This is a genomic window from Rheinheimera baltica (genome assembly GCF_030731985.1).
In the GTDB taxonomy this organism is placed as follows: domain Bacteria; phylum Pseudomonadota; class Gammaproteobacteria; order Enterobacterales; family Alteromonadaceae; genus Alishewanella; species Alishewanella baltica.
Window position 1 is genome coordinate 71,926 of sequence record NZ_JAPJDY010000001.1, and the last position, 12,735, is coordinate 84,660.

The 12,735-nt window shown below is 46.1% G+C and carries 12 protein-coding genes and 2 tRNA genes; 8 read left to right on the plus strand and 6 right to left on the minus strand.

Annotated features, from left to right (window positions below; genetic code table 11):
* The first annotated feature begins 1 nt into the window (after nucleotide 1).
* From ORJ00_RS00370 to ORJ00_RS00380, 3 genes are all read left to right on the plus strand, one after another.
* A tRNA-Lys gene (locus tag ORJ00_RS00370) sits at nucleotides 2–77 on the plus strand.
* Between the two features lie 73 nt (nucleotides 78–150).
* Nucleotides 151–1,209 carry a quinolinate synthase NadA gene (gene nadA / locus ORJ00_RS00375; RefSeq protein WP_306138674.1) on the plus strand — a complete coding sequence of 353 codons (1,059 nt, stop codon included), beginning with the start codon at nucleotides 151–153 and terminating at the stop codon, nucleotides 1,207–1,209.
* Between the two features lie 115 nt (nucleotides 1,210–1,324).
* Nucleotides 1,325–1,414, plus strand: a tRNA-Ser gene (locus tag ORJ00_RS00380).
* 112 nt (nucleotides 1,415–1,526) lie between these two features.
* Here ORJ00_RS00380 and ORJ00_RS00385 read toward each other — a convergent pair.
* A complete protein-coding gene (locus ORJ00_RS00385; RefSeq protein WP_306138675.1) occupies nucleotides 1,527–2,222 on the minus strand; it encodes a 2OG-Fe(II) oxygenase in 696 nt (231 codons plus the stop codon).
* Nucleotides 2,223–2,390: 168 nt separating this feature from the next.
* On the opposite strand from ORJ00_RS00385, the gene bdpA reads away from it, so the two are divergent.
* The gene (bdpA, locus tag ORJ00_RS00390) at nucleotides 2,391–3,887 is read left to right on the plus strand and encodes a BAR domain-like protein A BdpA (protein WP_306138676.1); all 1,497 of its coding nucleotides are present in this window, start codon (nucleotides 2,391–2,393) and stop codon (nucleotides 3,885–3,887) included.
* A 49-nt stretch (nucleotides 3,888–3,936) separates the two neighbouring features.
* Here the strand turns inward: bdpA and ORJ00_RS00395 are convergent, their stop codons facing one another.
* Nucleotides 3,937–4,920, minus strand: a complete 984-nt coding sequence (locus ORJ00_RS00395; protein WP_305972959.1) for a metal-dependent hydrolase — start codon at nucleotides 4,918–4,920, stop codon at nucleotides 3,937–3,939.
* Between the two features lie 243 nt (nucleotides 4,921–5,163).
* On the opposite strand from ORJ00_RS00395, the gene ORJ00_RS00400 reads away from it, so the two are divergent.
* Nucleotides 5,164–5,349, plus strand: a complete 186-nt coding sequence (locus ORJ00_RS00400) for a hypothetical protein (protein WP_306138678.1) — start codon at nucleotides 5,164–5,166, stop codon at nucleotides 5,347–5,349.
* A 57-nt stretch (nucleotides 5,350–5,406) separates the two neighbouring features.
* Here the strand turns inward: ORJ00_RS00400 and yjjX are convergent, their stop codons facing one another.
* Nucleotides 5,407–5,937 (minus strand): inosine/xanthosine triphosphatase, encoded by a 531-nt coding sequence (yjjX, locus tag ORJ00_RS00405; protein ID WP_305972961.1) that lies wholly within the window; start codon nucleotides 5,935–5,937, stop codon nucleotides 5,407–5,409.
* A 234-nt stretch (nucleotides 5,938–6,171) separates the two neighbouring features.
* On the opposite strand from yjjX, the gene ORJ00_RS00410 reads away from it, so the two are divergent.
* Nucleotides 6,172–6,879 (plus strand): DUF445 domain-containing protein, encoded by a 708-nt coding sequence (locus tag ORJ00_RS00410; RefSeq protein ID WP_305972963.1) that lies wholly within the window; start codon nucleotides 6,172–6,174, stop codon nucleotides 6,877–6,879.
* A gap of 224 nt (nucleotides 6,880–7,103) precedes the next feature.
* On the opposite strand, the gene ORJ00_RS00415 is transcribed toward ORJ00_RS00410, so the two are convergent.
* The gene (locus ORJ00_RS00415) at nucleotides 7,104–8,303 is read right to left on the minus strand and encodes a dipeptidase (RefSeq protein WP_306138679.1); all 1,200 of its coding nucleotides are present in this window, start codon (nucleotides 8,301–8,303) and stop codon (nucleotides 7,104–7,106) included.
* A gap of 161 nt (nucleotides 8,304–8,464) precedes the next feature.
* Between ORJ00_RS00415 and ORJ00_RS00420 the strand changes: the two genes are divergently transcribed.
* The gene (locus ORJ00_RS00420) at nucleotides 8,465–8,848 is read left to right on the plus strand and encodes a cytochrome b562 (protein WP_306138680.1); all 384 of its coding nucleotides are present in this window, start codon (nucleotides 8,465–8,467) and stop codon (nucleotides 8,846–8,848) included.
* Between the two features lie 225 nt (nucleotides 8,849–9,073).
* Entirely contained in the window at nucleotides 9,074–11,257 is a 2,184-nt protein-coding gene (locus ORJ00_RS00425) for a M3 family metallopeptidase (RefSeq protein WP_306138681.1), read from the plus strand.
* A 65-nt stretch (nucleotides 11,258–11,322) separates the two neighbouring features.
* On the opposite strand, the gene ORJ00_RS00430 is transcribed toward ORJ00_RS00425, so the two are convergent.
* Both ORJ00_RS00430 and ORJ00_RS00435 read right to left on the minus strand, forming a co-directional pair.
* Nucleotides 11,323–12,024: a YebC/PmpR family DNA-binding transcriptional regulator gene (locus tag ORJ00_RS00430; RefSeq protein WP_027671619.1), complete on the minus strand. Its 702-nt coding sequence runs from the start codon at nucleotides 12,022–12,024 to the stop codon at nucleotides 11,323–11,325.
* Nucleotides 12,025–12,140: 116 nt separating this feature from the next.
* Nucleotides 12,141–12,722 (minus strand): acyl carrier protein phosphodiesterase, encoded by a 582-nt coding sequence (locus tag ORJ00_RS00435; protein ID WP_306138682.1) that lies wholly within the window; start codon nucleotides 12,720–12,722, stop codon nucleotides 12,141–12,143.
* Nucleotides 12,723–12,735: the final 13 nt, after the last annotated feature.

Here is a 12,735-nt window from a genome sequence, read left to right on the forward strand (position 1 = left end):
TGGGTCGTTAGCTCAGTTGGTAGAGCAGTTGACTTTTAATCAATTGGTCGCTGGTTCGAATCCAGCACGACCCACCATGCCGATTCACTGTCTTTTATTACTTTCCAGCGCTATACTAGCCGCCATTTTTTCAGCCAGTGGGTGAGCCCTATGGAACAAGCGTTGTATTTCACAGAGCAAGACTTTGCCTTTCCCCAAAAGCCGGTGCCACTGAGCAGCGACGATAAACAAGCCTATAAAGATCGTATCAAGGCGTTGTTACAACAAAAAGATGCGGTGCTGGTAGCGCACTACTATACCGATCCGGAAATTCAGGCTTTAGCCGAAGAAACCGGCGGCTGTGTGTCAGATTCATTAGAAATGGCACGTTTTGGTAATGAGCACCCAGCCAAAACCTTAATCGTCGCTGGCGTTAAGTTTATGGGCGAAACTGCAAAAATTCTTACACCGAATAAAACCGTGTTAATGCCAACATTAGACGCCACCTGTTCATTAGATTTAGGCTGCCCGGCAGAGCCGTTCTCGGCGTTTTGTGATGAACACCCGGATCACTTGGTAGTAGTGTATGCCAACACTTCAGCCGCAGTAAAAGCCCGCGCCGATTGGGTGGTTACTTCGTCTATTGCACTGGATGTTGTTGACCATCTCGACAGCCTGGGTAAAAAAATCCTTTGGGGCCCGGACAAGCACTTAGGCGCTTATGTGCAAAAGCAAACCGGTGCCGACATGCTACTGTGGAATGCGGCCTGTATTGTACACGACGAATTCAAAGCCAATGCGCTTGTCGAGCTGAAAAAGCAGTATCCTAATGCTGCCGTATTGGTTCATCCTGAATCACCTGACAGCGTAGTACAACTCGCAGATGCCGTAGGCTCAACCAGCCAGCTTATTAAAGCCAGCCAGACCTTACCCAATGACGTATTTATTGTCGCCACAGACAAAGGCATCTTTTACAAGATGCAGCAGTTAATGCCGAATAAAACCTTTATTGAAGCCCCAACCGGCGGTAACGGCGCGACGTGTAGAAGCTGTGCACATTGCCCCTGGATGGCAATGAACGGCTTAAAAGCCATTGAAGCGGCGTTAACTGACGCCACCGGGCATGAAATCTTTGTTGATGCACAGGTAAGAGAAAAAGCGCTTATTCCGTTAAACAGAATGCTTAACTTTGCCACAGCGCTTAAAACACAAGTAAAAGGCAACGCTTAAACGGTTTTGTCTATTACCTGTTTAAAAAGCAGGCAAAAGCAAAGTGCTACGTTATATAACAGTTGCAGCGCAGGCGATATTTCCCTAGTATAGCCGCGCTTGCAACGCAAGTTCCGGAGAGATGGCTGAGTGGCTGAAGGCGCACGCCTGGAAAGTGTGTTTAGGTTAATCCCTAACGAGGGTTCGAATCCCTCTCTCTCCGCCAGATTAAAACAAAAACCCCGAGCCAAAAGCTCGGGGTTTTTGTTTTAAAGCGGCAGAGATCGAGGATTTGATGAGAACCCTGAACTAAAATGACCAAATTTAAACAACCGATACTACTCAGACCAATACCAACTGGTAACGTTATAGCGGTAGTGCGGTGTATTTTTTGTTGTCAGTGCTTTTACCCAATGTTCAGCGCCAGGCGATGCCGGATTAAATAAAACGCATCGGTTGTGTAACGGTGCGATAGTGACGGGAGTGTCCGCAGTGCCCCTAAACACTAATTCACCACCGTTATCATGGTGCCAGTGTTTATTTAAATACAGCAGCATACAAACCTCTCTGCCTGGCGAGTCATCAGCATGTTGATTGACGAAGTCGGTGGCGGCTAAGCGAAAGTAGTTGGTATTAATGCCAGGCTTGGCCACATTGATGTCGGTTAGTGGCACTTTGAAGATACGTGATAATAGCGCCATAAATTCATCGCCACGCAAAAAAGTCAAAAAATCATCGGCGATAGTGGAAGTAGCGGGAACTGTCTTGCTGGCAGCACGTTGCCAAAGATCCCGCTTTACAAAGCGTTGCGTCTGAGGGGTTTTTTGCCATTTGGCATTATCAACATAGAGCGCAGAGTAACTGTGCTTTTGCGTTGTCCAATTATGTTGTTGCTGCAAAACGCTAATGACTGCATCGAGTTGGCTGTTATCAAATAAATTATCAATAACCACATGATTGGGGCTAGAGAGCCGTAATGCTTTTCGATACGTGCGCAGTGCAGCATCGTTAACTTGTAGTTCATTTAGCCACACTGCAATAACTCACATCTGGGATTAAATAATGTCGGCGTATAGTAAAACAAAATCTCTAAACTTCAGTGCAGGATTTTTGCTTTTTTGTTATACCAGCTGATAAAATAACCACGCTTTCCTCCAACCGCCAGCCGGTGGTATAACCTAAGTTCCCGCTCCGGAGTGTCGATGCGTAATTTTATTGCGTTATTGTGTGCTGTGTGGCTGCCTATGGCTGCTGCGCAATCGTTTTCTGTTGTCCTACATGAAGATTTTGAACAAAGCAGTGAGCAGCACTGGCAACAGCTAGGAGATTGCCAAACGGTATTTGCAGTGCCGCGCTCTGGTGCAACAGCATTGCGCTGTAAGCCGGGCATTAACGTGTTGTTTAGTAAAGTGGCCTTAGGTGAGATGGGCGTGCTGGAGTTATGGGTTAAACCAGAAACTGACGCTACGGCTTATCGTATTCAGGTGCTGGTGTCAGATTTACCCTCTATCAATGCGTTATGGCAGCCGGTTGCCTTAATTGACCATAGCGGCGGTGAGCAAGGATACAAAGCACACCGGGTATCTATTGATGACCCGGCTAAACGGTTTTTACGCTTAGATATAGAGGCGATAAACGGCCAGATAGACATAGATGACATTCAGCTTGAGCGTATTTTACTTGCCACTGCTTTACAAAAGAACGAGCAGCGTATTGTCAGTGGTATTTTGGACAAATTGCGGCAAGATCAGAATATTGACCTGCAGGCCGAATCATTTCGTACGCTGGGCGTAAACTATGCCTTGCAGTTAGAACTGCAGCGTCAGCACCTTGAATATGCCAATGCGTTGTATTCGGGTAATGCGCTGGTGTTGGCCGGCTCTGAGCGAAACCGTATGGCCAACCCCATGGCCTACGCCAGTTTTCGTAGCATTGTTAGTGATGCAAAACGGGTAACCACGCCACTGCAGCAAGCGCGGTTAAACTCGATGCTAAAGCCATTCGGTGATTTAGCAGCCGCGACATTAAATGTCGTCAGTGGTGGGGCATATTCGGCCTTTGCCGAGCCGTTTAAGTCGTTTCTGGCAACCAGTTTTGATAAATCAAGTTACAGCGATGCAGGGTTAAGCCGGGCAGACCGAAAGTTTGCCGAGCAAAACGGCCTTAAAATTTATCAGGATGCCGAGCGTTTTTTGGCTGAACTGGAAAAAGAGTTACAGCAGGTAGCAGCATTAGAGGTGGAGTTGCTGGCTATTCAGCGAAATATTGATGGTTTTCGCCGAAGTTTAGATAAGCAACTACGTGACACCTTGCAGCATGCCAGCATGGCGCGCTCGCAGGAAACGGTGAGCCGGGCATTAAGTAAAGACGAAGTGGTGCGGCAAAAGTTAATGCAAGAGGTTGCCGGCAATATCAGCCTTAAAGCCAATAGTTATTTGAACGATGGCAATAATACTGAGCTGGTGCGTTTTGTGCTGAAAACCTCCGAGCAATTAGAGCAAACACAAAGCTATAAAGATCAGTTTAATCAAATTACATCTGCCATGTTAACGTACTACGACCGCTTCGAACGCTCGGTTAACATTGCACAAAACCCGTTTACTGAAAGTGGAGACAAACAGTTGTGGGAAAGCCATGCTCAAAAAGCACGGCAGTATTTGCAACAGTCTAAGGAGTCTTTTAATCGCGCGTATTTGTAGTGTTAAGCGATAGCGACACACGCCAAACAACACCTTGTTCAGTGCTGCTTTAATGCTTTTGGGTCAGTGTGTCCCAGATAAATGCCAAGTCTGCCGGGTTAATGTTATAGGGCAGTAACAGGCTCTCAATTTCGCTAATATGCGGATGCTCTATTTTAGCAACGGCATGATTAAACACATAATTACCTTCTGTGCCCATTCTTAAATCTGAGATAACCACGTGATCGTCAATGATTGTGGTTTTAATAAAACCGTGCGTAAACCAGGTTAATCGCTGCACGGCTGCGATGTTTTGTGTTTGATTTAATAAGGCTTTGTTTAAATCAAACGACTCAAACTGAATGGGTTTTGCTGGCTGCAGCAATGAGTAGAATCCTTGCTGGTAATGGTCGTCATGCAAAACAACCACGCGCCACAATAATGAGTTAAACGCCGTTGGCGTGCTAAATATAGCGCTTGCGGGGTTCTCTAATGAGGCTTGTACATGGTTATCAACGGCAAGTTTTGCACTCCAGGTCCAGGCTAAATAGCCGGTGCTTATAACTATGCCTGATATTAAGGTTCTACTTGCCCAGGTTTTATCTGGCTTAATAAGTATCAGCAGTGTGCCAATTAATAAAGGCAGGGTATACAGTGGGTCTATGATGAAAATAGTACTCCACGATATTGGTGGCGACGTCATGGGCCAAAATAATTGTGTGCCATAAGCCGTATGCGCATCTAATAGCGGGTGCGTAATAAGTGCCAGTGTGATGGCAAAAAACCACGGCATTGGCGCATCTTTAACGGGCTGATAGGTTTTTTTTAGCAGGGCCCACAGCAAAATGGCGAACGGAAACAAGACAAAAAGTGAGTGACTAAAACCGCGATGATAGGTGAAGTTTGCAACCGCATCGCCGTAATTTATTAGCACATCTAAATCCGGCAAAGTGCCTAATACTGCACCTATTACGGCGGCTTTACGTTTAGCGACTTGAGGCACGCATACCGCCGCTACCGAGGCGCCCAATACAACTTGTGTTAATGAATCCAAGACTTGCTCCACTGATTTATAAGGTAATAACAGGCCAACTATTTACACGTTATTTATCAAGCCAACTTAACTGATGATTACCATTATACTGGCGTACGTTGCCAAATCGTTATACTTACGGCTTATTATCTTTGCCAGTTCAGCTGCTGCTCAGATTCAATAGTCTATGCTTACGTTGTAATCACGGGCAGGGTGCTGATAGTGCGCACTGACTCCGCATAGAAAAATAAGGCAGGAATTTTTATGAGTACGGCAAAGCAAACTCGTCAGCAACAACATACTTTTTATGAACAACAAAAAACGGATGATTTAACAGAGAAGGAACGCAAAGCATTGAGCCTGGCTTGGTCGCGTTCGGCTAGTCAAAAGCAGTCGTCTGCCAGGCATGATAGCGATGTCGCGCACTGTGCCGTGTTAGGGTATAACTAAGTGTTTAACCCGCTTTAAACCCAGGCACAAAATCAGTTTTAACTCTTTGCGTTGTATTTAAACGTTAAAAAGCTGTGGTTGTATAAACGGGATCATTGCCAGAATAATGGCTTGCTGGTAAACGCCTGAGCGGGTTAGCAGATGGTTGGTTAACATGGCAATGGCGCCACCTTGTTGTTTCACATTGTGTTGGTTGAACATGCGGTCCATTACATCACCAAGTTCCTCGCCTTGCTGTATTGCATAAAGTGCTGCAGGCGGAATGGGTAAGCTGGCTGAGCGCGTTTTGCTAATGCGATCATTATTTGATATGGCTACCCAGGCAAAGCTGCAGTCGCCATCTAAACCGGCTTCAATAGCAACGTAGTAGTCGGCATGGTAGTGTGCATGCTGTTGTGCGTCGGATATGGCATGCAGGCGGTTTAACGCACCTTGCAACGTTTCTTCACTATTCATCGGTTGCGCGGCAACGCCAGATACCGTACTTACGCCTGTGCAATTAATCTGTTTATCTGGCCACACAAGCGATAACGCACTATGTACTGCGGCAATTTTTGCCGGATTTGCTGAAGCTACAATCACTTTCATTTGGTCACTCGCTTAACTTTTACTGACTTCGCTGTTATTCACTAAACTGTTTTCACTAAACTGTTACTGACTAAATTGTTACTGACTAAATTGTTATTTGGCAGCTGGCACAGATTAAACACTTACCGTGCTAGCATAACCGCTATGGCCAACCGATTGAAGCTTACGCTTGCCGCAATGGAGCTGGCTGTTTAGAATCAGCAGCATAATCACGTTTCGTTTTTAAGGGCTAAGATGAATAAAAATGTCGTTACCAATGGTGTGGCTGCGATAGTCACTTTGCTGGGTTGGTACTTGCAGCAACCGGTGATATTAAGCGTAGGGTTATTTGCCTTGTCGGGTGCGTTAACTAATGCGCTGGCGATACACATGCTGTTTGAAAAAGTCCCCCTGCTGTATGGTTCAGGTGTTATTCCAGCCCGATTTGAAGAATTTAAAACGGGTATTTATCAGCTGGTAATGACACAGTTTTTTAGTAGCGACAACATTGATAGGTTTTTGGCTGATAAGCAGCAAAGCCGCAGCCACGCTTTTAATTTTGCGCCGGTTATTGAACAAACCGACTTATCGCCTGCCTTTGACTCACTGGTAAAGGTGGTTGAGCAATCTTCTTTCGGTGGCATGCTGGGTATGTTTGGTGGTACTGCGGCATTAACCCCTCTGAAAGAGCCTTTTATTGCTAAACTGAAGCTTTCGTTAGTTGAAGTGTCACAGTCAGATGACTTTAACCAGCTGGTGTTAGCACAATTAGACCAGCCAGAGCAATTAGAGGGCATTCGTGCTCAGGTAGACACCATAGTTCAGCAGCGGTTGAACGAGCTAACGCCGGCGTTGGTTAAGGATATTATTCAGCAAATGATCCGCCAGCATCTAGGCTGGTTGGTAGTGTGGGGCGGGGTATTTGGTGGGCTGATTGGTTTATTGGCGGCGCTTATTCAGTAAGCTAAGACAAAAAGCGGTACGGAAGCTAATGAGTTTAGCTTTAAGCTGTCATCGGTTTGCCCACACTAACACGCCGTAAACCCATCCATGGGGGCTCGTTTCCGCCCGTCCAGGGCTTCAACGGTTAGTGTAGGGTAAACCGATTCTGCTTAATTGATCAGCATCCTACTCAGCAACACACTCAGTAAAATAAAGGGGCCGCTACTATTAAAAAGACTGAGCCACTATAAAGACTGAGCCACGGCGTATTGTTCTACCGCACGCCACACCCGCAACAAGTTACCAGACAGAATTTTTTCAATATCGGTTTCGCTATAGCCACGCTTTAGCAAGCCATCAATCAAATTAGGGTAGGTAGACACATCTTTTAACCCAACCGGTAATGAGTCGCCTACGCCGTCGTAATCAGAACCAATGCCCACGTAATCAATACCAACCAGCTTAACCACATGATCGATATGATCTAGCACCGTGTCTAACGTGGCAAAAGGGTAGGGATGTTTTTGCCTGAACGCCAGTTCAAAAGCGTCATCATCCGCTACACCGGCTTGTTTGGCTGCGGCTTTACGCAATGCACCATATTGGTTTGCCATGGCCGTAACAAAAGATGAACCAAAGTTAATTTGTACTACACCGCCATTTTTCGCCAGTGCTTTGATCATGTCATCATCCATGTTGCGTTCAAAACCCGGCGTATAGCTGCGCAGCGATGAGTGTGATGCAATAACGGGTACTTTGCTCAACGCCACTGTTTGGTAAAACGCTTCATCGGATACGTGGGAAATATCGATCATCATGCCAATATTGTTCATCGCAACAACCAGCTCTTTGCCAAACGGACTTAAACCACGCCATTTACGCCGAATGTCATAACTAGAGTCGGCAATATGGTTGCTCTCGGAGTGAGCCAACGTAATGTAACGGATACCGCGCTGATAAAAGTGCTGCAAGTTTTCCAGTTTGCCCTCAATAGGGGTGCCATTTTCCATCCCCAATGCCAACGATACTTTGCCGCTGCCAAATTGTGCTAACACATCCTTGCTGTCGTGTGCCATTGCAAACTTGCCAGGAGCCCGGCCAACCAGCGCTTCCATGTTATCGATTAGCTGATTTGCCAGCTGGTAACCACCGCCGGTTCGCTCATAGGATGCGGGAATGTAAATAGACATAAATGGCGCATTTAGCCCGCCTTGAATGGCGCGAGGGTAATCAAACTCGCCGCGTTTTGTCGCAACGCTAACGTCTTCCCAGTCTTTATGTAAGCGGTAAGGCACATCAATATGAGTATCAACAATAATGTACTTTTGGGCTAACTGTTGCGCCTTGCTAACCGGCTCAGCTACGGAAGTTGCTGGCGTAGTGCTGCAGGCTGTAAGGCCAAAAGCACCTAATATCGCCAGCGAAAGGGCGGTGTATTTTTGCATAATATTTATCTCTTATGGTTTTAGCCTTATCAAAACAGCTTTGAGCGTAAACGGCAAGGGCTGTAGGGTCAGTAGAGGTTATTGCGCGGTGGGGCAGGCATGCCTGTTGCGCGCTTTTACGTTACAATGGCGCCAGTTAAGACAATGTGGTGATTAGAATAATGCGCGTTTTTAGTATCGTAATATGTTTGTTGGGTATGACGTTTTCAGCCATGGCAACGGTAGATTTAGAACAAACCATGAAAAACATGGCGTTGCAGTATAAGCAGACAAGAGATATTCAACAAAGTGCTGACTTAGTGCCGATACTGGATGAATTAATTGTACTAACACAGCAAGCCCTCGAGGCGAAGTTTGCAGATGATAAAGCCAAACAATATAACACCGGGTTACAAAAAGTACTGACTGAGCTCAATGCGGCAAAACATGCAGCCGAGCAAGATGATTTGCCTCAGGCAAAACAGCATTTACAACAAGTTGATGCACTGCGAAAAGAATATCATAAGTTACGCAAAGTTAGTTTTTGGCAGATACTGTTTGGCTAAAATTAAATTTTTCTAACGTATTGTTTTTAAACTGTAAGTAGGGGCAGCTGTACACCTTGGTTGTCAATGTGCATTACTGATAAATTGCTATTTTTATGATTTTATTGCGTTTTTTTACTTAATAACGTTAATGTGCATTTTAATATATTACACGCTGGTACTTGTCTGGCTAAGGCAAGCTGCAACATTTAACGTTGCTAACTTTATAATGATTGGGAGTGATGAATGAAATTGATACCTATTTGGCTGGGTACTGCACTGGTATCCGTCAGTTTATTGGGCTGTACAGATAATTCTACCCCTACCTCACAACAGAGTACTGTTGCTGCAGAGCAGAAAACACAGAGCGAGCAAGAAAACCCGTTATTACAACCCTGGAGTGGGCCGTATCAAGGCGTTCCTGCATTTGACCGAATGAAGTTGGCAGATTTAACCGCCGCCCTAGAACTAGGCATGGCGCAGCACCTTGCTGATATTGATAAGATTACTGCTAATCCAGAAGCGGCGAGCTTCGAGAATACGATAGTTGCGTTAGAAGGGGTTGGCGAAGCTTTAGACCGGGTGTTTACTTATTACGGGATCTGGAGTGCAAACCAATCATCAGAAGAGTTCAGAGCGATTCAGCGCGAAATGGCGCCAAAATTGTCAGAGTTTTCGTCAAAAATCACGCAAAACGAAGCGTTGTTTAAGCGTATTGCTGCAGTTTACCAATCAGAGCAAATGCAGTCATTGACGAGCGAGCAACAGCGTTTAACTAAGTTGGTCTATCTGGGCTTTGCTAATAATGGCGCAACCTTGAACGAACAGCAGAAAAAACGTTATGCCGATATAAACCAGCGTTTGGCGCAGCTTTATACGCAGTTTTCTAACAATGTATTGGCGGATGAGGAAGGCTATGTCCTGTATCTAAGTGCTGAGCAGCTGGGTGGGTTACCCGATTCATTGGTTAAAGCCGCAGCCGCTGCTGCAACCAGCCGCGATAAAGACGGCATGTATGCGATTACCAATACACGTTCGTCGATGGATCCCTTTTTAACCTATTCCACTGAGCGTGAATTGCGTAAGCAGGTTTGGAATACCTATTATAGCCGTGGTGACAACGCTGATGAACACGATAACAATGCACTGATCGCTGAAATTCTGGCGCTGCGTGATGAGCGCGTGGGTTTACTTGGCTTTGACAACTACGCCACCTGGCGCTTGCAAGATCGTATGGCTAAATCACCTCAGCGTGCCATGGACTTAATGATGTCAGTATGGCCAGCGGCTATTGCCCGGGTACAGGAAGAAGTGGCTGATATGCAAGCCTTAGCCAAGCAACAGGGTGACGATATTAGCATTGAGCCCTGGGATTACCGTTTTTATGCCGAGCAAGTGCGTAAAGCCAAATACGATTTAAACTCTGACGAAGTGAAGCAATACCTGCAGCTGGATAAGTTACGTGAAGCCATGTTTTACGTTGCCGGGCGTTTATTTAATTTTAGCTTTACCCCGGTTGCAGAAGGCAGTGTGCCGGTATTTCATCAAGACGTTAAAGTGTGGGAAGTTACCGATAAAACCACGGGTAAACACATTGGTTTGTGGTACTTAGATCCGTTTGCCCGCACTGGCAAACGTTCAGGCGCCTGGGCCACGAGTTATCGTGGTTATAGTAAGTATGATGGGGTTAAAAACGTGTTGTCGTCCAATAACTCTAACTTCATTAAGGGTGCGCCTGGTGAGGCTGTGCTTATTTCGTGGGATGATGCAGAAACCTACTTCCATGAATTTGGTCATGCACTACATGCTTTATCGTCAAACGTGACGTATCCAACATTAAACGGGGGCGTGCGTGACTATACTGAATTCCAGTCGCAGTTACTTGAACGTTGGTTGCTTACCGATGAAGTGATCAATCAGTTTTTGGTGCATCATAAAACCGGTGAAGCCATGCCAGCTGAACTGGTCGCTAAAATTAAAAACGCCGCGACCTTTAATGAAGGGTTTAAAACTACCGAGTATCTGGCTTCTGCCATTATTGACCTGAAATTGCATATGCTGGACGATCCTAAAGGTATTGACCCCGATGCTTTTGAACGGGACACGTTAGCGGCTATGGGCATGCCAAGCCAGGTGGTAATGCGCCATCGTACCCCTCAGTTTGGCCATGTCTTCTCGGGCGAAGGCTATGCCGCAGCGTATTACGGTTATATGTGGGCGGAAGTGCTGACGTCAGATGCAGCTGAAGCCTTTGCGCAGGCACCCGGTGGATTTTACGATAAAAACGTCGCAGCAAAACTGGTTGAGTATTTGTTTAGCGTGCGTAACGCCTTGGATCCAGAAGAGGCTTACCGTGCCTTTCGTGGTCGTGATGCTAAAATTGAAGCCCTGATGCGCGATCGCGGTTTCCCGCTGCCATCTGAACAGTAGTTTCAAGCAGCTAAAGAAAAGGGCACTTATAGTGCCCTTTTTACTTCTTTTAGGTTGATGTTGGCTTATTCGCCTAAACCCACATAGACGTTTTGCACGTCGTCATCAGCATCTATGGCATCTAAAAAGGCTTCAACTTCAGCTCGCTCAGCATCACCCAGCGACACCGGGTTATTGGCGCGATAGACCAATTTGGCGGTTAGCACGTTATAACCAAACTCTGGCAGGGCTTTTGCCACTAAATCCAGATCCGTTGCTTCAGTTAAAAATACCACTTCGTTATCTTCGCCCGCTTCAAAATCCTGAGCACCGGCTTCAATGGCGGCAAGTTCAACGTCAGCATCTGCGGTTACTGGCTCAGCTTCAATCTGGCCCAAGTGTTTAAAGTCCCAGGATACAGCACCCGATGTTGCCAACTGGCCTTTACGAAATAGCTGACGAATGCTCATCGCGCTGCGGTTTTTATTGTCTGTTAAACATTCAACGATAACCGGCACCTGATGTGGTGCAAAACCTTCATAGACAACGGTTTCATAGTTTGCCGGGCCGTCTAAAAGGCCTGCGCCTTTTTTAATTGCCCGCTCGAGGGTGTCTTTGGGCATCGAGGCTTTTTTCGCCGCTTCAATCGCAGAGCGCAATTTGGCGTTCATGTCTGGGTCGGCACCATTACGTGCGGCGACGGCAATCTCTTTTGCCAGTTTGGTAAAAATGCGGCCTTTGGCATTAGCCGCATCCATTTTATGTTTGGCTTTCCATTGTGCGCCCATGCTTGCGCTCCTGTATATTTAGCTATCAAAACGAACAGTGCGCTAGTCTAGCTAATTGCAGGCTTTTAACGCAACAAAAGCCATGATAATTCTATCGTATAGGTGTGTATTAGCGATTATTCCAGCGCCATTACGACGACATGCTGTTGCAGTTGCGGATAAAACTGCAAAAAGACTTGCTCTAACAGGGCATAATTCGGCTTAATTTCTTCGATAATACCGGCAAACTGATTATTAAAACGAATACTTGACGCAATACGGTCGAGTGCGTGGCCAAGCCCGGTAAGTTGCTGGTAACTGAGAAACCAGTCGTGCTGACGAACACTGCGCATTGTTAATGCCATTGAGGCGGGCATAAGATGCTCCGCTGCGGCCAAATTGGTATAAAGCTGCTGTTTGTATTCGTTAAAAGGCTGATCGTAAAAAAGCGTCCAATGACATATTAAAAAGTGGTCAAAAAGCACATCTAAGGCAATACCGGCAAAGCGGCGACGCGACGGAGAAAAAACCTTTTTTGCATCACGTACACTTGGGTGGTTGTCGGTGAAAACATCGACGGCACGATGATTTTTTAATCCTGCTAATATAGGTGGTGGCAAGGTAGTGAGTGCAGTACCTTTGCAAAAGTCGCCTAGTAAGTTGCCCACTAAAGAAAAATGATTTGGCTGAGCCAGCGCAGTATGCGCTAAGTAATTCAAATTGCTTCCTCTT

What these genes read in the sequence shown, in the direction of transcription:
- nadA (WP_306138674.1), top strand. Translation starts at nt 151, where the DNA reads ATGGAACAAGCGTTGTATTTCACAGAGCAAGACTTTGCCTTTCCCCAA.
- bdpA (WP_306138676.1), top strand. Translation starts at nt 2,391, where the DNA reads ATGCGTAATTTTATTGCGTTATTGTGTGCTGTGTGGCTGCCTATGGCT.
- ORJ00_RS00400 (WP_306138678.1), top strand. Translation starts at nt 5,164, where the DNA reads ATGAGTACGGCAAAGCAAACTCGTCAGCAACAACATACTTTTTATGAA.
- yjjX (WP_305972961.1), bottom strand. Translation starts at nt 5,937, where the DNA reads ATGAAAGTGATTGTAGCTTCAGCAAATCCGGCAAAAATTGCCGCAGTA.
- ORJ00_RS00410 (WP_305972963.1), top strand. Translation starts at nt 6,172, where the DNA reads ATGAATAAAAATGTCGTTACCAATGGTGTGGCTGCGATAGTCACTTTG.
- ORJ00_RS00415 (WP_306138679.1), bottom strand. Translation starts at nt 8,303, where the DNA reads ATGCAAAAATACACCGCCCTTTCGCTGGCGATATTAGGTGCTTTTGGC.
- ORJ00_RS00420 (WP_306138680.1), top strand. Translation starts at nt 8,465, where the DNA reads ATGCGCGTTTTTAGTATCGTAATATGTTTGTTGGGTATGACGTTTTCA.
- ORJ00_RS00425 (WP_306138681.1), top strand. Translation starts at nt 9,074, where the DNA reads ATGAAATTGATACCTATTTGGCTGGGTACTGCACTGGTATCCGTCAGT.
- ORJ00_RS00430 (WP_027671619.1), bottom strand. Translation starts at nt 12,024, where the DNA reads ATGGGCGCACAATGGAAAGCCAAACATAAAATGGATGCGGCTAATGCC.